Genomic DNA, 19,479 nt, shown 5'->3' with positions numbered 1-19,479 from the left:
TGACGGTCACCGGCACCGGCGACACGATCGGAATGAGCAGCGGCACGGCGAGCATTGGCGCCGGCGCGTCGGCGACGATCAACGGCAACTCGGATGTCGTCAATGAGGCAGGCACGGCGACAGTGACCTCGACGGGGACCGGCGATACGTTGAACGTGACGGGCACGGGCAATGCGGCGACGCTAGCCGGCGGCACTGTGATGGTCGGCACGAGCACGGTCGCGGGTGCGGTAACTTTGATAGGCGACAATTTTGCCATCACCGAGCAAGGGACCAGTTCCGGTGTTGTCACCAGCGGTGACGGCATCAGCCTGGATGTGAAGGGCAAGACCGACACTGCGACGGTAAAAAATGGCACGGTGACGGTTGAAGCCTCGGACTCGCTGACACTGACCGGGAACGGAGATGCGATCACGGAACTGGCAAGCGCGACGGTGACGACGAGCGGGGCGGGGATTTCTGTCGATATGACGGGATCGACGGCGACGGCGACAGTTGCGAGCGGCACGGTGACGCTGGAAAGCGGTGTGACGGGTGCGACGGTGAAGGGCAATTCCAACACGATCACTGCACTTGGCACAGGCTCGACCCTGACGGTCACGGGCACCGGCGACACGATCGCAATTGCCAGCGGCACGGTGACCTTGGGTGCCGGCGCTTCGGCGACGATCAACGGCAACTCGGATATCGTCAACGAGGCTGGCACGGCGACAGTGACGTCGACGGGGACCGGCGATACGCTGAACGTGACGGGCACCGGCAATGCGGCGACGTTGAACGGCGGCACGGTGATCGTCGGCACAAGCACGGTTGCAGGTGCGGTGACCTTGACGGGCAACAACTTCGCCATCACCGAGCAGGGAACGAGTTCCGGCGTCGCGACCAGCGGCACCGGCATCACCCTCGACGTCAAGGGAGCCACCGACACGGCGACCATCAGTAACGGCACGGTAACTATAGAAACCGGTGCGACGGCGACAATCACCGGCAGTTCGAATACGATCACCGACAAGGCAAGTGGCCTTGTCACTGTCTCCGGTACCGGGAATGCTGTCGATGCAGTAACCACCGGCGCTCATTCCATAACGACGACCAGTGGCACGGTGAAACTTGAGGCCGGCGCAAATGCGACTATCAGCGGCAACAACGATCTGATCATTTTGTCCGGCAACAACACCGTTACCGCAACAGGCACCGGCGAGACCTATAGCTTCGGCACCGGCGCGGGACAGGGAACGATTGCTGCCGCGACTGGCACGACTACCGGCCTTGTGGATTTCGGATCCAATCTGTCGGATGAGAACCTGTGGTTCGTGCAATCGGGCAACAATCTGAAAATCGACATCCTCGGGACGACCGACAGCCTGACGATCAATGATTGGTTCGGCGGCACGCCTGCAAAGGCAGTGCAAAGCTTCGCCACATCCGACGGTTCTAAGTTGGATAGTCAGGTCGCCCAACTAGTTTCCGCGATGGCCACTTATTCCGCCAACAACACCGGCTTCAATCCAACATCGGCCACGCAAATGCCAACCGACTCCACCTTGCAAAACGCCATAGCGGCCGCCTGGCACCACTGACGGGGAAGCGAGGGATAGAGACGAAGCGGAAATTGCGAGACTTTAGATGTTGGATACGGCTCAGGTGAATACGGTGCCGACAGCAGGTTTGGAGACTTTTGTCCTCCTGCTTCGGTTCCATGGGGTCGCGGCCGACCCCGCGCAGATCAAGCACCGTTTCGGCGGTGCTGAAATCGGCATGCTGGAAATGCTCCGCTGCTCGAAGGACTTCGAGCTGAAGGCGAGAGCGGTTTCGAGTAGCTGGTCACGACTTGCCAAAACCTCGCTACCGGCCATCGCTCAAAGACACGACGGCAGTTTCTTTATTCTGGGCCAGGTTGCCGCTGCAGGCGTCCTCATTCAGGATCCTACGGTCGGGCGGCCGCAGGAACTGAGCCGTGCCGATTTCGAGGCGCAATGGAATGGCCGTCTCCTGTTGATGACACGCCGGGCCTCACTCGGAAACCTCGCAAAGCATTTCGACATCACCTGGTTCCTGCAGGCGATGATGAAATACCGTCGACTGCTCGGCGAAGTCCTTGTCGTGTCCTTCTTCCTACAGCTTTTTGCCCTTATCTCGCCGCTGTTCTTCCAGGTCGTTATTGACAAGGTGCTGGTTCATCGCGGGCTGACGACGCTTGATGTCCTCGTCATCGGTCTGGTGACGGTGTCAGTGTTCGAGAGCTTGCTGACGGCTCTTCGCACCTATGCCTTTTCACACACGACCAACCGGATTGATGTCGAACTCGGCGCTCGACTGTTTCGCCATCTGATGGCGCTGCCGATCGGCTATTTTGAAGCGCGACGTGCTGGCGACAGTGTCGCCCGTGTGCGAGAGCTGGAAAACATTCGGAACTTCCTGACAAGCTCCTCGCTGACGCTTGTGATGGATCTGTTCTTCACGTTTGTATTCCTGGCCGTGATGGCTTCCTATTCGCTGCTGCTGACCGGCATCGTCCTGGCGTCATTTCCCTTTTACATCGCGATCTCCGCGGGTGTGACGCCGATATTCCGCCGCCGTCTCGACGAAAAGTTCAATCGCGGCGCCGAGAACCAGGCTTTCCTGGTCGAAGCGGTAACCGGCGTTCAGACCTTGAAATCGATGGCGGTCGAGCCGCAAATGCAGCGTCGCTGGGAAGAGCAACTGGCGGGGTATGTCCAGGCGAGTTTTCGCGTTCTCAGTCTTGGCAATTGGGCAAGCCAAACAGTCCAGCTCGTCAGTAAGCTGGTAACGGCAGCAGTTCTGTTCTTCGGCGCCAAGGCGGTGATCGAGGGAAAGATGACCGTCGGACAATTGGTCGCCTTCAACATGCTGGCAGGTCGGGTAGCCCAACCTGTACTGCGGATTGCCCAGGTCTGGCAGGATTTTCATCAGGCGCGCCTCTCGGTGGAGCGGTTGGGCGATATTTTGAACACTCACCCCGAACCGAGTTTTTCGCCGGGGCGCGCAGCCCTTCCCGCACTTCGGGGTGCGATCACCTTTGAGCATGTGACGTTTCGTTATCGTCCTGATGGACCCGAAATTCTCCACGACGTGGACATTGCCATTCCGCCCGGTCAGATGGTTGGCATCGTCGGACCGTCCGGGTCGGGTAAGTCGACACTCACCAAGCTGGTTCAAAGGCTTTATCTGCCTGAAAGTGGGCGGCTATTGGTCGATGGTGTCGATCTATCTTCGATAGACGTATCATGGCTGCGCCGCCAGATCGGTGTCGTCTTACAGGAAAATGTGCTCTTCAACCGTTCGATACGCGACAACATCGCACTCGCTGACCCCGGCATGCCCATAGAGCGGGTTGTGGCCGCAGCGAAACTTGCTGGCGCACATGAGTTTATCCTGGAATTACCCAATGGATACGACTCTCCCGTTGGTGAGCGAGGTGCCAGCCTCTCGGGCGGTCAGCGTCAGCGCATTGCAATTGCGCGCGCCTTGGTCATGGACCCGCGTGTCTTGATATTCGATGAAGCGACGAGCGCTCTCGACTATGAAAGCGAGCGCATCATTCAGGAGAATATGCGGCAAATTGCGCAAAACCGGACAGTGCTGATTATCGCTCACCGCCTGTCCGCCGTACGGCATGCCGACCGGATCCTGACGATCGAGCGAGGTCGGCTTGTCGAGGACGGCAACCATGAAGAGTTGTTGCGTGCCGGTGGCCGTTACGCCTCGCTCCTCCATTTGCAGACAGGTGTCCACAGTGTCGCGTGAACGAACCGCTCGCATTCTGCAATGGCCACGTATGCCGGCTCATGACAATTCGGAACGTGAGTTTCTTCCGGCTGCTCTGGAGGTTGTCGAGACGCCGGCATCGCCTCTTGGGCGCAGCATCGCCTTCACGATTATCGCTTTCTTCTGTGCCGCGCTTGCATGGTCGTGGTTTGGACATGTCGATATTATAGCTACGGCCCAGGGCCAGTTGTTGCCAGCAGGCAAGGTCAAGGTCCTGCAACCGCTTGAATCCGGGATCGTGAGACAGATTCGCGTGCAGGATGGAGACGTTGTACGCTCGGGTGATCTTCTAATCGCTCTCGATGGGACTGAGGCGGCTGCCGACCGTGATCGGGCCGCTCATGATCTGATCCGGTCCAAGCTTGATATCGCGCGGCTGACAGCCCTCAAAGCAGAAGGTGATCCCGACAAGGCGGTGCAGGCATTCATCGCGCCGGAGGATGCGCCCCCGCAGGAGGTGGCGGCAGCACGCGCCTATGTCTGGGCGCAGGCAGCCGAGCAAGCCGAGAAAATCGCCTCGCTTGATCGGCAAATTGACGAGAAACGTGCTCAATCCGAAGAGGTCCGGGCGAGCATGGATAAGCTGAGAGAGACAAAACCGCTTCTTGAGGAAAAGGACGCCATACGCACCAGGCTCCTTGCGAAGCAGGCTGGCAATCGGTTTCAATGGCTCGATGCTGAGCAGGCCCTGATTGAGAACCGGGACGATCTTTCGCAGGACAACCGCCAACTGGTCGAAATCGACGCAGCGCGGGCGTCATTGGAACGCCAGCGTGATCAGGTGCGGGCGGAATATCAACACCAGGTGCTCAGCGATCTCACCGACTCCGAGCAGGACGCAAGCGAGCAAACCGAAGATCTTATTAAGGCCGAGCGAAAATTGGCGGAGACGGAGCTGCGCGCGCCGATCGATGGCGTGGTCCAGCAACTGGCAATTCACACGTTGGGCGGTGTCGTGACGCCAGCCCAACAATTGCTCGTCCTCGTGCCCGAGGGACAATCCCTGGTCCTTGAAGCAACCGTCGCGAATGCGGATGTAGGATTTGTTCACCCTGGCCAGGAGGTCGAGGTGAAGGTGGAGACGTTTAACTTTACGCGTTATGGCCTGTTGCACGGTCATGTGATCGAAGTCAGTCCGGATGTGGTCACCGCTGACAAACGCCCCACGGACGGCAGCAACGATGAAACGGCCACGAGCAGCAACGGGACAGATAATCAGGCCGCCAGCGGCTCACCAACATATATTGCCCGCGTTGCGCTCGATGGCAGTAGCATGAAGGTGGATGGCAAGATGGAACCCCTGAAGCCAGGCATGGCGGTCACCGCCGAGATAAAGACGGGGTCACGAAGAATTATCCAGTATCTGCTGTCGCCGTTACGTCAGTATGCCGGGGACTCCATTAGGGAAAGGTGATCAAGGAATTGGCTACTGGCTCTGGCCGATGCCGCGTGCATTGCAAGAAAGACAAGGAAAACAGTGCGTCAGATGAACAATCGGTGCATGGCAGCCAAAGGGGCTCGACAACCAACTCCAGCTATCGGCGATGTCCTTGTCTTGACGAAGCACCGGCCGCAATGGTCAGAACGAACTCATCAAGTTCGTGCTCCAGGCGTTCCGCCGGCAAACCCACGAAGCGTGCCTCCAAGCTGATGCTGATCACACCGTGTACGGCACCGAACAAAGTGCGTGCACGAATAACGTTACAGGGTTCTTCCTCACTTTGTGTGGTTCATCGGCTGTTAGCGACGGTGTTGCTATGGGCGGGCATGCTAACGAAATCGAAATGGTCGCCTGGCCCAGGGGTCAAGATACTGGGTGTCGCGCTCACTGTTGATGACGATTGGGTTGTTTCCGCAGCCGGATCCACGATCGGTATTTGCCCCGATTGTGGACGTCGAAGCCGAAATAGGCATGGCTGGTCCAACCGCAGGCATCGTAACGTTAACTGTCGATCGACCTTGGTCTGCGATGATGGCGCATGACCCTCAAGTTTCGTGACCCGCTTTACCGCCGCCATCGTTTTCCCGGTGAAGTCATCGCCCATGCTGTGTGGCTTTACTTCCGCTTCCCGCTCAGCCTGCGCATGGTCGAGGACATGCTGGCGGCTCGCGGTATCATCGTGACGCACCAAACGATCCGGCTTTGGGCGGAGAAATTCGGCCGGCACTTTGCCAACGACATTCGCCGTCGTTCCGTTGGTCGGCTCGGCGATAAATGGCACCTCGACGAAGTCGTCATTTCGATCCGTGGCGAGGGCACTGTAAAGTTAACACCGACTGGGTGAGCCCTGCGTGGATGTCCCGCTGTCAGGCGAGCGCAAGCTGAGCGATCTCGTTCCACATCTGCATTGCCGCGGCCCGCAGTTCGCGATGGTGGTTTGAGGGAATGTCATGCCGAGGAATGTGGAAGAGATTGGCGATCGGGTCGTGGATCGAAACGAAGCGCTGAAGGTGCCGGCGTGATTTGAAGCGCTTCATAATCCGCTCGCGCCTTCGCGTTGGTTGGTGAGAATTTTCGGCCCGGTTGTTAAGCCCCTTGTGCGAACGATGCTCGACGCCGGGCATGATCTTCGCCTTCGCGGCGTCGTAGGACCGCAGCTTGTCGGTGATTATGATCCGAGGCGCATGGCTCTGAGCCTTCAGCAGCTTGCGCATCAATCGCCAGGCGGCTTCGGCGTTGCGGCGGCTCTGCACGAGAACATCCAGCACGAAGCCATCCTGATCAACTGCGCGCCAGAGCCAGTGTTTCTCGCCACGGCACCGTAAACTTAACGTCCGTCAGGCGACAGCTGGTGCTCCTGCTCGGCTTTCCGATTATATCCGAGCGATTTCGGCCCACATGCTCATGGCGGCGGCGCGCAGTTCGCGATGGTGGCTGGCGGAAATGTCGTGGCGTGGGATGTGGAAGAGGTTGGCGATCGGATCGTGGATGGAGAGGAAGCGCTGCAACTGTCGCCGTGACTTGAAACGCTTCATGATCCGTTCTCGTCGTCGTGTTGGCTGATGGGAGTTCTCCGCCCGGTTGTTGAGGCTCTTGTGGGATCGATGCTCGACGCCGGCATGACCTCTCGTTTGGCGACGTCATAGGATCGGAGCTTGTCGGTAACCATCACGCGTGGCGCACGGCCTTGGCCCTTCAGCAGCTTGCGCATCAGGCGTTTGGCTGCCTTGGCATTGCGGCGGCTTTGCACCAGAACCTCCAGCACAAATCCGTCCTGATCGACGGCGCGCCACAACCAATGTTTCTCGCCTCCGATCGAAATGACGGCCTCGTCTAGATGCCATTTGTCGCCGAGCTGGCCGCACGAACGTCGACGGATCTGGTTGGCGAAGGTGCGTCCGAATTTTTCCGCCCACAGCCTGACCGTTTGATGCGAAACGGTGATCCCTCGCGCCGCCAGCATGTCCTCGACCATCCGCAGGCTGAGCGGAAAGCGAAAATAGAGCCATACGGCGTGGCCGATGATTTCGGCGGGAAAACGATGGCGGCGGTAAAGAGGATCTCGGTCAGTCATGGCCGAGCATCCCACATTGAAATCCATGCTTCGTTAAGTTGACGATGCCCCTCGGGCCTTGGCGCTATAATCCGTCAACGCCTCGCGCAGGCTCTGACCCTTTTGCTGCAGGCAGAAGGGCATGACGGTGGTATTGCCGCCGATCGCGGCCGAGCGTGTGCCGCTTTCGAAATCATCCGCGGGAACAATACCAACCCCGGCCGGCTGAGCGAGGTGGACATGGCTGTCGATGCCGCCGGGCATGACCAACAGCCCCGATGCGTCGATTATTTCCTCCGCGTCGGAAAGATTGGTTCCGAGCATTTCGATCCGCCCGTTGCGGATTGCGATATCCGCCTGAAAGATATCGGCGGCGGTTACGACGGTGCCGCCGCGAATAATAGTGTCGAAGCTCATGCGCTGAAACTTTCTGAGTGGCCTCTGGATAGGATCACGTCGCTTTGGGCGATGCGTGCGGTCAGGCGCTCGGAAAGGCCGACCGTCTGTTTTGGCGCGGGGCGTTGAAACGAACCCATGGCGGCCTTGCGAGGCCCGAGAGCCACAAGCGCTTCCGCCAGCTTGACAGCTGCTGCCACCGGATCGATGACCGGCACCGGAATAAGATGTGCTGAGCGCCGAGCGAGACCGGCAAGCGGCGCGCCGGCAAAGATCAGGCTGTCGGCGCCACTGTCGCGGACGACCTCGTACGCCAGCGCGACCAGCCGTTCGGCGCTGGCCTCCTGATCGCCTGCGACGTCGGCGAAGGCGAGATCGAGAGCGTGAATGCCGGCGCAACGCGCCGCCATGCCGTTCAAGTCGACACAATCGCGATACCATCCGACAAGGCTGTTTGAAAAAGTGACTATGGCAAATTGCCGCCCGAGCATGCAGGCGGTCAGCATCGCCGCCTCGGACACCCCGATAACAGGAAAATCAAATAGCTCCCTGGCTCCAAGCAGCCCCGGATCGCCGAAGGCCGCAAGGATTGCAGCGTCGACCTGACCCTCATGGTCCGCCAGCATTTCCAGCGCAATAGCACCGCCGATCTGTGCTTCGGCGCGCGTGGAGATATACGGCATGCCGCGCGGCGCCGTGGCGGGGAGGAGTTCGGTGCCGATTGCGGCCACCGACTGCCCGCTTTCGACCATCATGGCCGTCACGGACTCCGTCATGTTCGGGTTTAGAAGAAGGATGCGCAAAGAGAGACCTCCGGTCATGCAGATGCGGTGTTGAAACTGGAAGAGCGGCAATGGCGATCGAGCCACGCCGCAGCCCGGAGAAGCGTTCGGTCGTCGCGTTGCCCGCTGACGAGCTGCACGCCAAGCGGCATGTTCTCGAACCCCGTCAGCAGCGGCAAGCTGATCGCCGGCAGCCCGAGCAGCGTCCACACGGTTGCCATGATGGGATCACCTGTGCCGTCTTCGCACTTGGGCGCAATGCCGCGCGCGGCCGGGGTGATGATCGCATCATATTTCGCTGCAATGTCGGTGAAACGAAGAAGCAGACGGTCTCTCGCCGTAAACGCTTCGGCCAACGTGGACGCGGAAACGAGCGCGCCCTTTTCGATGATGGTGACAAGCGTGTCACTCATCAATGCCTTTGCGCGGTGATAGTCATCGGCATAGGCCGCGGCGATATCGGCACCCATGATCGTCGCATGGATGGATGCGGCTTGATCGAATTCGTGCGGCAGTTCCACCTCTTCGATGATTCCACCTAGACCTGCCACGAAGCCTTCGAGACCCATCGCCGCGTCGTCGTCGAGCCGGTTCCAATATGGACTACGGATAAATGCCAGTCGCGGTGGTCTGCCCTGAACAGTCGAAGCCGAACTTAAGTCAAGCGCCGGATAGCCGATGGTACGATGATCGGCAGCATCCGCCCCGCCAAGCGCTGCGCTCAGCATTGCGACGTCGGCAACCGTTCGTGCCATCAAGCCCGGTTGGTCGAGCAGGTCGGACTGCTTGAGAATGCCGGTGCGCGACAGAAGGCCCAGGCCCGGCTTGTAGCCGACGACACCGCAGAACGACGCGGGGCGGATGGTCGAGCCGTTGGTCTGTGTGGCAAGCGATAGCGGCACCATGCCGGAGGCAACAGCCGCGGCCGAGCCGCTGGAGGAGCCGCCGGGCGTCCGGGTCAGATCGTGAGGATTGCGCGTTGGGCCGGCGGTATAGACCGCATATTCGGAGGTGACGGTTTTTCCCAGAATGATCGCACCGGCCCGGCGCAGCCGATCCACCATCGTTGCATCCGTGGAAGGCTGGCGACCGCGATGAATGGGTGTACCGAACTCGGTCGGCATGTCGAGCGTATCGTAGGTGTCCTTGATGCCGACGGGGAGCCCGTGCAGCACGCCCAATGCTTCGCCTTTGGCGCGGCGACTGTCGGCCTCGCCGGCCGCGCGCAACGCTCGATCAGCGTCGAAAAATGTCCAGGCCTTAATCCCCGGTTCCAGGGCGGCGATGCGATCGAGACAGGCTGCCGTCAATTCCTCGGCACCGATTTCTCCGTCCCGCAGAAGCCGGGCAAGTTCCACGGCTGAATAATCGGGAAGTGGCGTGGTCATGGTGTTTTTCCTATCGCTCCGAAGACGGTGCCCAGCCGAGCAGACGTGCCGTCAAGCGGCCGACCGCCCAGTAACTGAGTGCGGTATAGACAATGAAAAGGAGGGCGATCAGAAACATGCGATCGAGATAGGCAAACTGTCCGGCGTAAACGATGATGTAGCCGAGACCAGATTGCGCGCCGAGATATTCCGCGCCAAGGACCGCGCCCCAACCCGTGCCAAGGCTAAGAAGCATCGTCGATCGCATTTCCGGAAGAATGGCCGGCAAGATCACCGTCTTGTAGACCATCATCCGCGACGCGCCGAGCGTGCGGGCGTTGTCGATGTAGATCGGCGGCACGTTGCGCACGGCGTTCACCGTCCCGGCAAAGACGATGACGCCGATGCCATACGCGACAAACAGAATCTGGCCGAGAAAGTAGGTGCCGAACCAGAGTTGGAAGAGCGGCACCATGGCGAGCAGTGGCAAGGTGCGGATGAATTGCAGCGGCAGGTCGACCAATCGCCGGGTCCAGCGCGACCATGATACCGCCAGTCCGAGCGCAAGCCCCGCCAGCCAACCGAGCGCGAGGCCGCAAACGAGGCGCACCAGCGTATCGAACGTGTGGCTCAGCAACGAGAGGATGGCCGCAAGATAGGTCCTCTCGGCACCTTCCGCCACACTGGCAACGCCGAGACCGCCCTGCCAATAATCCGCCATCGACAGAAGCGTCCGGGTAAACAGGACCTGCCAGCCGGGGATCATCGGCTCTCCCGGTGCCGCTTCGGCGGGATAGGCGACGGACAGCAGCTGCCATACAAGAGCGATCGCGACGAAGACTGCAAAGGAGATATGGCGATGCTGAGCCGGTTTGGTCGCTAATGTCTTCATGCGCGCGCCTCCGCCGGCCTGCCGCTTTCGTCATGGGGCGATGCGTGATCCAGCCCGAGGTGATGCAGAAGCTTGCGCTTGATCTCGATTAATTCCGGAAGCACGAGGCTATCCGGCGTGCGCGGACGGTTCGCCAGCACTTTGATGTCATCGACCCTGTTGCCGTTGCGAAACACCATGATCCGATCGGCCAGTATCAGGGCCTCATCGACATCGTGGGTAACGAAGAGCACCGTCCGTCGCGTCCCCGTGCCGTCCGAATCCCAGAGATTAAGAAGGACCTGCTGAAGCTGAATCCTGGTGACGTAGTCGAGCGCACCGAAGGGTTCGTCGAGCATCAGCACCCGACCGCCATTGGCAAAGACCGTGGCGATCGCCACGCGCTTCAGCATGCCGCCCGAAAGCTCACGCGGCCATGCATTCTCCACATGCGAGAGCCCGACATGCTTCAGATATTGCCGGGCGATTTCGCGACGTTCGGCCGCCGCGACACCCCGGCATTTGAGACCGTATTCCACATTGTCGATAACGCGCATCCAGGGAAAGACGCTATCTTTTTGGAAGACCACGCCACGGTCCGGGCCAGGCCCTGTCACAGGTCTGCCGCCGACCACGACATCGCCGTCGGTCGGATCAAGAAGGCCGGCCAATATTTGCAGCAAGGTCGACTTGCCGCAACCGGACGGCCCGACGAGGCAAACGAATTCACCCTCGGGAATAACAACCGAGATATCATTGACGGCGTTGACGATCTGCCCGTCGGCGCGGCGGAAGCTGCGCTTAACATGCACCAGTTCAATCATCCGGTTTGCAACGGGAGTTACCATGATCAGCTCCTTTCCGAGCGGAAGGACGAGCTCCAGCGCGTCGCGCGCTGCACGGCCCATCCGGCAATGATGTCGACGATGACGGCCACCAGGCCGAGAAGTAGGAGGGTTGCCATGATGCCCTCGGAATCCGTCGCTCCGGCCAGGACCTCCAGCACTTTGCCGAGTCCTTCCTGCGCGCCCAGGAGCTCGGAAATGGCTTCCAGCCCCCACGCGCCGGCGAGGGCGATTTTCAGCCCGCCCAATATTTCCGGCACCGTTGCAGGCAACAGGACGTCCCGAAGGATCTGCCGCTGCGTGGCGCCCAGCGTACGAGCGAAGTCCTCATAGATGGGATTGAGGTTGACGACCGCACGTTGCGCAAAAAGGTAGAGAATGACGCAGACATAGAAGATGACGAGGCATACGGCGCTGGCTCGGCCGACGCCGAACCAGATGAGAAGGAAGGGAGCCGCGACCAGGATCGGCACGGTTCCCGCCGTCATCATCAAAGGATCGATCATGGCGCGTATGAGGGCGAAGCGCGCGCTGACCAGCCCAGCCGTGATGCCGATAGCAGCGCCGACGACGACGGCGACCACCACGTTCTCGACGGTATACAAGAGGTTGGCGTAAAGGTTCGCCTGGTCGAGACCGTAATAGGAAAGCGACGGCGCATCGAGAAAGTCCGTCGCCAAGCGGCGCGCGACCGACAGCGGCGGCGGCAGAATGATCGATGGGAGCATCATCGAGACTGCCTGCCAGACAAGGACGAAGACACAGAGACCGGCAAGCCGCAATGGATCAACCATTGCGACCGCCATGCGTAGTTTTGATCCAAGCGTGATGCGCGGAGCGTAGACCCGCCGGTCGGCGGCCCGAGAGGCGTCGTCCCCCGTATTTCCGGTCACCCTATCGGTCATCGGTTTGCTCTCCGCGATCATATCAGACATCAGGCAGACGCAGCGGCAAGCGCCAGCCGATAGGAATCGAGGAAGTCGAATGCGTTGTAGAGGCTCTTTGCCTTATCGAGCAGCGCCTTCTTGTCATCCGGCAGGCTACCGTTGCCGAGCTTGGCGAAGAGACCGTCGGACTTGGACTTGTAATCCATCATCTGATGCCAGATCGGGCCGCCCCAGACCACATCGTCCGGCTTGACGATACCCTTCGGAACGATGTTGTGCGCTTCGAGATCGGCAATGATCGCAGACCAGACATTCTGGTAGTAAAGCAGGTTCTTCGGATCGTCGTAGTAGGCCTTGTTGTCGGCAAAGGGTGTGAAGGGGTCAAGGACGTTGACGGTATCCGCAACGCCCTTCCCATCAAGGTCGGTGCCGGCGAAGCTGTTGAGATAAGGCGCCTGCACGTCGAAGAGAGACGGATCCTTGGCCGTCTCGTCGAAGATGCGCCAGACGACCGACATGAAGCGCAGCACGGTATTCTGGTTCTTGTTGATGTAGTCTCCGTTGGCCGCAACACCAACGATATCGACCAGGCCTTCGAGCGGCGAACCTTCCCCACCGGGGCCGTATTTGACGAGATCGCCAATATCGATCAGATCCGTCCAGCCCGCCTGGCGCAGCGTGTAGACGATGGGCGCGCCTTCCGGATTGACGAAGTCCTCGCGTCCGGCCTTGGCGAGCACCAGGGATTTCGAGTCGTCGAGCACCTGCAGCTTCCACTTGAGACCAGAGAGCTTCGACAGGCCCTCCTCGAACGGACGAGCGCTGAGTTCCGGCGCGCCGACGAGTGTCTTTCCTTCCAGCGGCTTCAAGGTGGCCTTGATCGCTTCATCGAAGGATTTGCCCTCGGCGATATATTCCTTGAAGGTCTTCAGCTTCAGTTTCGGATTGGCCAGGATCGAAAAGGCCTGGTTGTTGTCGGTGAAGCCAACGCACTTCAGCGAATGCGAATCCTTATAGGTCGGCAGGATCAGCGGGCAGTATTCGCTGATCATGTCGAGCTGGCCGTTCAGCATCAGGGTAAGCACGTTGGAATCGTTGGCCTTGAGGCCATAGGGCGCGGGGTCGAAGCTGAGGCCGACCTCATCGAACCACCCCTTCTTCATGCCGATATAGTAGAAGGTATTGTCGGCGTATGGGCGCATGCCGAATTTGATCGTCGCCTTGGGAATGTCGGTCCCGGCTTCCGGCGGTGCCGGTACGAAGCGATCTTCCGCGGATGCAAGCTGAGGAACGAGAAGGGCTGCGGCGGCAACGGCGGAAAGCGCAAGACGCCGAAGCGGGCGGTAAAGGCTCGGGGGAAAAACGGGGCGGCGTATCATCTGCATATGGTTCTCCTGGAGGGTTCGAAATATAGGCGGTCGGTTGTCTCTTCGAAGGTTTCTTCTTTTTGGAGGTATGCGTGGAGGAGTCGCATAGAAGACGCGTCTCTAGTGACAGGGAAGCAATACGCATGCCATTTTTTTCATTGATATAATATGCTGTTTTTATTATGTATTTTTAGAATGCAGTATTTTGTATGCAAAAATTGATTTTGCATTCTGCGTACAAAAATAGCAGATGATTTTTCCATGCTCACCAAATGAGCGGAATCGCTATGATGACTGACGGAAATCGCGGCAAGGGGTCGATAGGTGCTGGAAGCGAAACGGAAAAAAACGACAACGGCACGCAGCATCGCGCCGATCAACCGAGCGCGCCCACTGCATGAAGAGGTGGTCGACCGCTTGCGCGACATGATCATCGAAGGCGAAATCGGTGTAGGGGATCGCCTGCATGAAATCGGCCTGTCCGAGATCCTCAACGTCTCCCGCACACCGTTGCGTGAAGCCGTCAAGCTTCTGGCGACCGAGGGACTGGTCGAACTTCTGCCGGGTCGCGGCGCGCGGGTCGCCGCGTTATCCCCCGACGATGTCGAGGAGCTATTTGAGGTCATCAGCGGCCTTGAGCGGCTGGCTGCCGAACTGGCGGCGGCACGCATGACCGCGCGTGATCTCGAGCGTCTGCAGCGTATGCATGAAAAGATGGCGGTGCATTTCCAGAAAGGCGAGCGTCACGAATATTTTGCCATCAATCACGCGATCCACGAGGCGATCGTCGCCGCCGCGAAAAACGCGATGTTGTCCGCCACGCACGCATCCTTGATGGCCAAGGCCCGTCGTGGCCGCTACACGGCGCTCGCTTCCGATGCGCGCTGGAGAGAAGCCATGGCCGAACATGAAACGCTGATGCAGGCCCTCGCCAAGCGGGACGGCAAGCTTGCAGGGGACATTTTGTTCGAACACGATCGCCGCACCGGAGAGACCACCCGTGAAATTCTCAAATCTGCGAAGCGATCAGGCCCCGTCTAGCGCTCGTGGCATGCATTTCTTGCAACCGGCGGAGTTTGATGGTGTCTCGTTTGATCCTTTCGCGTTCAAGTAGGATGGTCTCTCCGCGTGTGAAGTAGGTATCGGCTAGTGTCGGAATGCCGATGCTTTCGTGATTTCGGCGATGATTGTAATGATCGACGAAGGCCGCGATCTACGCTTCGAGGTCTTCGGAGAAGAAGCACTTTTCGAGCAGGATGCGGCTTCTTGAGTGTGATGTCGGATCTCAATATGGGCATAGCGGAAAGGCTGATCTCCATCTGCCGTGGATTGACCGAGAGCGGTCAGGCGATAATCTGATGGTGCAACGAGTAGACGTTATCCAGAGTTGATATGTGAACACGACCGTCAGTCGCCCCCGGATCCTACACGCACTTTTGGCGCGGCAGGAGCCGGTCATTGTCCTGGAAGCGCCGGCGGGCATGGGGAAGTCGGCGGCGCTTCAAGAGATCGCGACACGTCTTGATATAAAGATTCACAGCGCGGCGACGCCGCCAGCTTGTGTTGGCAACGCAACGTGCATCTGGGATATTCCACCTTATGGCGAACCTGACGCAATCGCCGAGGGTTTTATTTCAGGTGAGGCCCGCATTTTTATCGCCAAGCGCCCGGATACTGCCCTTCCAGGGCTTGCTCGCGCGCTTGCCTACGGCAGGGCTTATGTCGCGGAGCCGAACCTACTGCTGATTACTGAAGAAGAAGCGGTCGAGATATTTGGTCGTGAAAAAGCAGTAGACATCATCGCGGAATCTGGTGGTTGGCCGCTGCTTGCCTTCAATCCGAAGCGCGGGGGCACAGGGCTCGCATCGTTTTTGGAAAGCGAGATTCTGTGGCCGATGCCGGCTGAAGCGCTGGTCGATCTGCGCATTCTGCTGGATGCGGGCGGCATTGCTGCAAGGAGTGATTATGCGCTGCTGCCATTTGCGCGCGACGGCAGCCTCAGGGTGCCCTCAATCGCCGGCGACCTCAGCGAGGCGCTGGACATCGTCATCGCAAAGCGCACGCAAACCGTGGCGGACGCCAAGGCCATTGCTGAGACTTTCGCGACGCGTGGTTTTCCCGTTCAGTCGATCGAGGTGTTTCAGCGCGCGGGGTTCTACGACAGCGCGCTGAGGATATTTATCGGTGCCAGAGGCGTCTTTTTTCTTTATTTTCACGGCCCGGAGGCCTTCGACCGCGTGCTGGCGGGATTTCCGCGAAGCTATGCGCTCCAGAGCGAGATTCTGGTTCTTGCGCTTGCGCTGCAGGCCCTGAAGCTCGGCGACGTTTCGCGGGCGCGGAGGCTGTTGACGGATCGGTTTGGTGATCTTGCCAATGATCCGAAAGTCGTCTTCTCACCGCGCTCCACCTTTTCACGCGAGTTCCGCGCTTTCCGGCTATTGATGCTGATCTACGAGGACTATTTCTTTTCGGAGGAACTACTGAACGAGTGTTTCGCGTTGGTGGCCGAATTTCCGCTCGATGATCATCTCTTTCGCGGCAGCTTCTATAATTCCGTTCTCGAATTCTATATCCGCAACCGCCGTTTCGCCGAGGCGGAGGATGTGGCGCAACGCGCCATGCACCACTATCAGCGGGCAAAGGCGCCGCTTCTCGAATTCTACATCAGCCTGCATCAAGCGCTGATCCGGCTGCTGATGGGCGATGCACTTGCGGCTCGAAAACATTCCGTGCTTGCCGCCCAAAGTCTTGCCGCGCTCCCCTTCGACAGTCCGAATGATATTCGCCTGCAGGCGCTTCTTGAGGCGTGCATCGAATACGAAGGCGGACGCGCGGAGCCGCTGGCGCGGTTCCTGAGCCTGGAGATCGATGATTTCTCGCATGGCGAGATCTGGCCGAGCCTGCTGGAATTTGCGCTGCACTACGGCAGCCAGGCGCTTGGCGACCATTTCTCGACCATCGCCGCCCGCAGCTTCCTCGATCGCTGGCGGGTCTACCAGGTCTCCAACCGGCAGTTCCAGGCGATGATCGAGATCCGCGATGCGGCGGTGCTGCAAAATGCCAATCGATGGCGGGAGGCGGCCGAACGCCTCGGCGCCATCCAATCACGTATCGACCGCAACTGGGTCCTGAGTGCCGGGCCCGAGCTTGCCCGACTGAACGACCGGGACGAAATCGCTCTGGCACTCGCCTGGTTCCGGCAGATCGTCTACGAGCAACCCTCTTATCCGAACCTGGACGAACAGATTATCGGAATCACGGCTAACCTGCATCTGACCGATCGACAGCGTATGGGAGCCGAGATCTGGCTTGCCTATATCGCCAAGCGACAGCGAAACCTGACGCGTGCCCGAGCTGTTCTCCAAAAGACGTTCGAGGATTGCGCGCGGCTCGGCGCCATAGCACCGCTTGCCGAAGAACGTGTATTCCTGGCAGAGCTGATCGACAACCAGCGCATCGGCAGCTTTCTTGCGACAACGCTGCAGATCCGGCAGATCATCCGCAAACTCCGCGACAGCGGACGGCTTTCAAGTTCCGCAGGCGGGCGCAATGAGCTTTCGCGGCGCGAGAGCAAGATCCTGATGATGATCTCGGAGGGAGCTGCGAATAAATTCATCGCCAATACGCTCGGCCTCAGTGAGGCGACGGTGAAGTTTCATCTCGGGAATGTCTATCGGAAGCTCGGCTGCCGCAACCGCCAGGAGGCGATCAGCTCAGCGCGGGCGCTCGGGATCGTCAGCTGATCGAAGGCAATGGCGAGCTTCAGGTCGCCATGTTGCGCAAAACCTATACCATTAATGCGAAAACCTATACCGGCCGGTTGTTGGCCGTATCATTCCGCTATGTAATCTTTCTCCCCAGACATCGTCCGGCCGGATGGTGTTGGTCAGTGAAGCGGAATTGTGTCTCGACACCCCAAGGGCCGGGATCGTCTCTTCGTAATGGTTGAGAATTCTGGAAGCTCACGTCAGAGGCGCAGCAAGACGCCGGCTAGGAGCTTCGACAACAAGAAGCGGCAGAATATTGCCGCGTGGGAACGTTTGAACCGGGAGATACCATGAGCAAGCTTCGATTTATTGCATCGACCGCGGTTGCCGCCTTGCTGGCAGGCGTTGCGGGCACGGCTTCGGCCTCGGCCAAGACGGTCGTGACCATGAATACCGTCCAGATCTTCGGAACGATCGATCCGGCCAAGATTTCCGATTACACCGACTATATGGCGGCGGTGAACCTCTACGACGGCCTTATCACCGTCGATTCCAAGGGCAACCTGTTGCCGGAACTCGCCGAAAGCTGGACGATTTCACCGGATGCGAAGGAGGTCACCTTCAAGCTTCGCGCCGATGCCCATTTCACCGACGGAACGCCGGTTCAGGCGGCGGATGTCGTCTATTCCTTTGAGCGGTTGCTGAAGATCAACCAGGGGCCGGCCAATCTGTTCGCCGATGTACTCAAGCCCGGCTCGATCATCACCGTCGATCCGAAGACGGTCAAGTTCACGCTTTCCAAAGCCTTCGCGCCCTTCCTCAGCACCGTTCCGGCGGTCTTCATCGTCAACTCCAACGTCGTCAAGGCGAATGCCGGCAGTGACGACGGTCAGACCTATCTGGCGACCCACTCGGCGGGCGCCGGTCCCTACACTCTCAAGGAGTGGGATCGCGGCGCCTCCATGACGGTCGATCGCGACCCGAACTACTACAAGGGTTTCGGCGACGGCCCGATCGATGAAGTCCATTGGATCATCACCAATGACGAGGCGACCGTGCGTTCGCTCGCCGCATCCGGTGAACTCACCATGAGCAGCCAATATCAGGCACCGGACACCTACAAGGCGCTGAAGGAGATGGGCCGCTTCAACATCGTCAGCCAGGACACGACGATCGGCTTTTATCTGAAGCTCAACACCAAGGTTCCACCCACCGACGACATTCATATCCGCAAGGCGCTGGCTTATGCGACCGACTACGACACCATCCGCAATGTCATCGTGCCCGGCGGCCAGTTGAACGGCCCGCTGCCTGCAGGCTTTGCCGATTTCTATGCTAACGACCTGCAGCCGCCGAAATTCGATATGGACGCTGCGAAGGCCGAGATCGCCAAGTCGAAATACGCTGGCAGCGAGATTCCGATCACCCTCGGCTATGTCGCGGGAACGAAGTTCGAGGAAGAACTTAGCCTGCTGATGCAGTCAAATCTCGAACAGCTTGGCTTCAAGGTGACGCAGGAAGCCGATCCTTGGAACCGGGTCACCGAGCTCGCCTCGAAGGTCGAGACCACGCCGGCGGTCAACCAGATCTTCTTCGGCCCGACTTATCCGTCGCCCGACTCGATGTTTTTCACGCAATATCATTCGAAAGCGGCCGGAACCTGGGCTTCCGCCGAATGGCTGCAGGACCCGGCAATCGACGCGCTGATCGATCAGGCCAGGACGACCACCGATCCCAAGCAGCAAGCCGATATCTACAAGGACCTGCAGCACAAGATCGTTGATCTGCAGCCGGACGTGTTCCTGCAGACACAGACGGTGCAGCACGCCATGGACAAGTGCCTGGAAGGCTTCAACGCCGTGCCAATGCAGTCCTTCGACTACAAGTTCACCCGCTATCATTGGGTCTGCAAGTAGCGGACGAGATTGGTTTCAGGCGGCTTTTCACCCCTCTGGCAAGCTGCCTGAAGCGGGG

At 59.4% G+C, this 19,479-nt stretch carries 12 protein-coding genes and 7 pseudogenes; 8 read left to right on the top strand and 11 right to left on the bottom strand.

Annotation, left to right across the window (positions count from 1 at the left end):
• From FHT86_RS35720 to FHT86_RS35710, 3 genes are all read left to right on the top strand, one after another.
• Positions 1-1,580: S-layer family protein (locus tag FHT86_RS35720; protein WP_281413763.1), on the top strand; the 1,580-nt coding region annotated here is incomplete at its 5' end.
• Between the two features lie 46 nt (positions 1,581-1,626).
• Entirely contained in the window at positions 1,627-3,768 is a 2,142-nt protein-coding gene (locus tag FHT86_RS35715; protein ID WP_133704497.1) for a type I secretion system permease/ATPase, read from the top strand.
• A gap of 31 nt (positions 3,769-3,799) precedes the next feature.
• Positions 3,800-5,203, top strand: a complete 1,404-nt coding sequence (locus FHT86_RS35710; RefSeq protein WP_133704496.1) for an HlyD family type I secretion periplasmic adaptor subunit — start codon at positions 3,800-3,802, stop codon at positions 5,201-5,203.
• Between the two features lie 121 nt (positions 5,204-5,324).
• On the opposite strand, the pseudogene FHT86_RS38360 reads toward FHT86_RS35710, so the two are convergent.
• A pseudogene (locus FHT86_RS38360) lies at positions 5,325-5,486 on the bottom strand (TetR/AcrR family transcriptional regulator); the annotation flags it as partial.
• A gap of 70 nt (positions 5,487-5,556) precedes the next feature.
• Here FHT86_RS38360 and FHT86_RS38355 point away from each other — a divergent pair.
• Positions 5,557-5,718 (top strand): annotated as a pseudogene (locus FHT86_RS38355) (ISL3 family transposase); the annotation flags it as partial.
• Positions 5,719-5,768: 50 nt separating this feature from the next.
• Positions 5,769-6,044: pseudogene (locus tag FHT86_RS35705) on the top strand (IS6 family transposase); the annotation flags it as partial.
• A gap of 52 nt (positions 6,045-6,096) precedes the next feature.
• Here FHT86_RS35705 and FHT86_RS35700 read toward each other — a convergent pair.
• From FHT86_RS35700 to FHT86_RS35660, 9 genes and pseudogenes are all read right to left on the bottom strand, one after another.
• Positions 6,097-6,543, bottom strand: a pseudogene (locus tag FHT86_RS35700) (IS6 family transposase); the annotation flags it as partial.
• Between the two features lie 60 nt (positions 6,544-6,603).
• Positions 6,604-7,304, bottom strand: a pseudogene (locus FHT86_RS35695) (IS6 family transposase).
• Between the two features lie 48 nt (positions 7,305-7,352).
• Positions 7,353-7,700 (bottom strand): annotated as a pseudogene (locus FHT86_RS35690) (dihydropyrimidinase); the annotation flags it as partial.
• Positions 7,697-8,482, bottom strand: coding sequence for an aspartate/glutamate racemase family protein (locus FHT86_RS35685; protein WP_133704495.1), 786 nt, complete (start codon positions 8,480-8,482; stop codon positions 7,697-7,699). The gene FHT86_RS35685 and the pseudogene FHT86_RS35690, both read right to left, overlap by 4 nt.
• A gap of 14 nt (positions 8,483-8,496) precedes the next feature.
• A complete protein-coding gene (locus FHT86_RS35680) occupies positions 8,497-9,849 on the bottom strand; it encodes an amidase (protein WP_133704494.1) in 1,353 nt (450 codons plus the stop codon).
• Positions 9,850-9,859: 10 nt separating this feature from the next.
• A complete protein-coding gene (locus FHT86_RS35675; RefSeq protein WP_133704493.1) occupies positions 9,860-10,720 on the bottom strand; it encodes an ABC transporter permease in 861 nt (286 codons plus the stop codon).
• The gene (locus FHT86_RS35670; protein ID WP_166656686.1) at positions 10,717-11,547 is read right to left on the bottom strand and encodes an ABC transporter ATP-binding protein; all 831 of its coding nucleotides are present in this window, start codon (positions 11,545-11,547) and stop codon (positions 10,717-10,719) included. Before FHT86_RS35670 ends, FHT86_RS35675 begins: the two co-directional genes overlap by 4 nt.
• Before the next feature lie 2 nt (positions 11,548-11,549).
• On the bottom strand, positions 11,550-12,449 hold the full coding sequence (locus FHT86_RS35665; protein WP_166656685.1) for an ABC transporter permease: 900 nt from the start codon (positions 12,447-12,449) through the stop codon (positions 11,550-11,552).
• A 29-nt stretch (positions 12,450-12,478) separates the two neighbouring features.
• The gene (locus FHT86_RS35660; RefSeq protein WP_133704490.1) at positions 12,479-13,816 is read right to left on the bottom strand and encodes a hypothetical protein; all 1,338 of its coding nucleotides are present in this window, start codon (positions 13,814-13,816) and stop codon (positions 12,479-12,481) included.
• A gap of 306 nt (positions 13,817-14,122) precedes the next feature.
• Here FHT86_RS35660 and FHT86_RS35655 point away from each other — a divergent pair, with 306 nt between their 5' ends.
• Positions 14,123-14,839, top strand: a complete 717-nt coding sequence (locus tag FHT86_RS35655) for a GntR family transcriptional regulator (RefSeq protein WP_210298198.1) — start codon at positions 14,123-14,125, stop codon at positions 14,837-14,839.
• Here FHT86_RS35655 and FHT86_RS38350 read toward each other — a convergent pair.
• Positions 14,808-15,065 (bottom strand): annotated as a pseudogene (locus tag FHT86_RS38350) (hypothetical protein); the annotation flags it as partial. The gene FHT86_RS35655 and the pseudogene FHT86_RS38350 sit on opposite strands and share 32 nt — an antisense overlap.
• A gap of 127 nt (positions 15,066-15,192) precedes the next feature.
• On the opposite strand from FHT86_RS38350, the gene FHT86_RS35650 reads away from it, so the two are divergent.
• Entirely contained in the window at positions 15,193-17,541 is a 2,349-nt protein-coding gene (locus tag FHT86_RS35650) for a helix-turn-helix transcriptional regulator (RefSeq protein WP_133704488.1), read from the top strand.
• 314 nt (positions 17,542-17,855) lie between these two features.
• Positions 17,856-19,421 carry an ABC transporter substrate-binding protein gene (locus FHT86_RS35645; RefSeq protein WP_133704487.1) on the top strand — a complete coding sequence of 522 codons (1,566 nt, stop codon included), beginning with the start codon at positions 17,856-17,858 and terminating at the stop codon, positions 19,419-19,421.
• Positions 19,422-19,479 lie beyond the last annotated feature (58 nt).

Origin of the sequence: Rhizobium sp. BK313, assembly GCF_014193655.1 — a bacterium.
GTDB lineage: Bacteria > Pseudomonadota > Alphaproteobacteria > Rhizobiales > Rhizobiaceae > Rhizobium.
Note: the sequence above shows the minus strand (reverse complement) of the source record. Positions and strands in the feature narration are given on the sequence as shown.

Excerpts from the sequence above, each read along its gene's own strand:
- FHT86_RS35715 (WP_133704497.1), top strand. The coding sequence starts at position 1,627 with ATGTTGGATACGGCTCAGGTGAATACGGTGCCGACAGCAGGTTTGGAG.
- FHT86_RS35710 (WP_133704496.1), top strand. The coding sequence starts at position 3,800 with ATGCCGGCTCATGACAATTCGGAACGTGAGTTTCTTCCGGCTGCTCTG.
- FHT86_RS35645 (WP_133704487.1), top strand. The coding sequence starts at position 17,856 with ATGAGCAAGCTTCGATTTATTGCATCGACCGCGGTTGCCGCCTTGCTG.
- FHT86_RS35670 (WP_166656686.1), bottom strand. The coding sequence starts at position 11,547 with ATGGTAACTCCCGTTGCAAACCGGATGATTGAACTGGTGCATGTTAAG.
- FHT86_RS35660 (WP_133704490.1), bottom strand. The coding sequence starts at position 13,816 with ATGCAGATGATACGCCGCCCCGTTTTTCCCCCGAGCCTTTACCGCCCG.
- FHT86_RS35680 (WP_133704494.1), bottom strand. The coding sequence starts at position 9,849 with ATGACCACGCCACTTCCCGATTATTCAGCCGTGGAACTTGCCCGGCTT.
- FHT86_RS35665 (WP_166656685.1), bottom strand. The coding sequence starts at position 12,449 with ATGACCGATAGGGTGACCGGAAATACGGGGGACGACGCCTCTCGGGCC.
- FHT86_RS35675 (WP_133704493.1), bottom strand. The coding sequence starts at position 10,720 with ATGAAGACATTAGCGACCAAACCGGCTCAGCATCGCCATATCTCCTTT.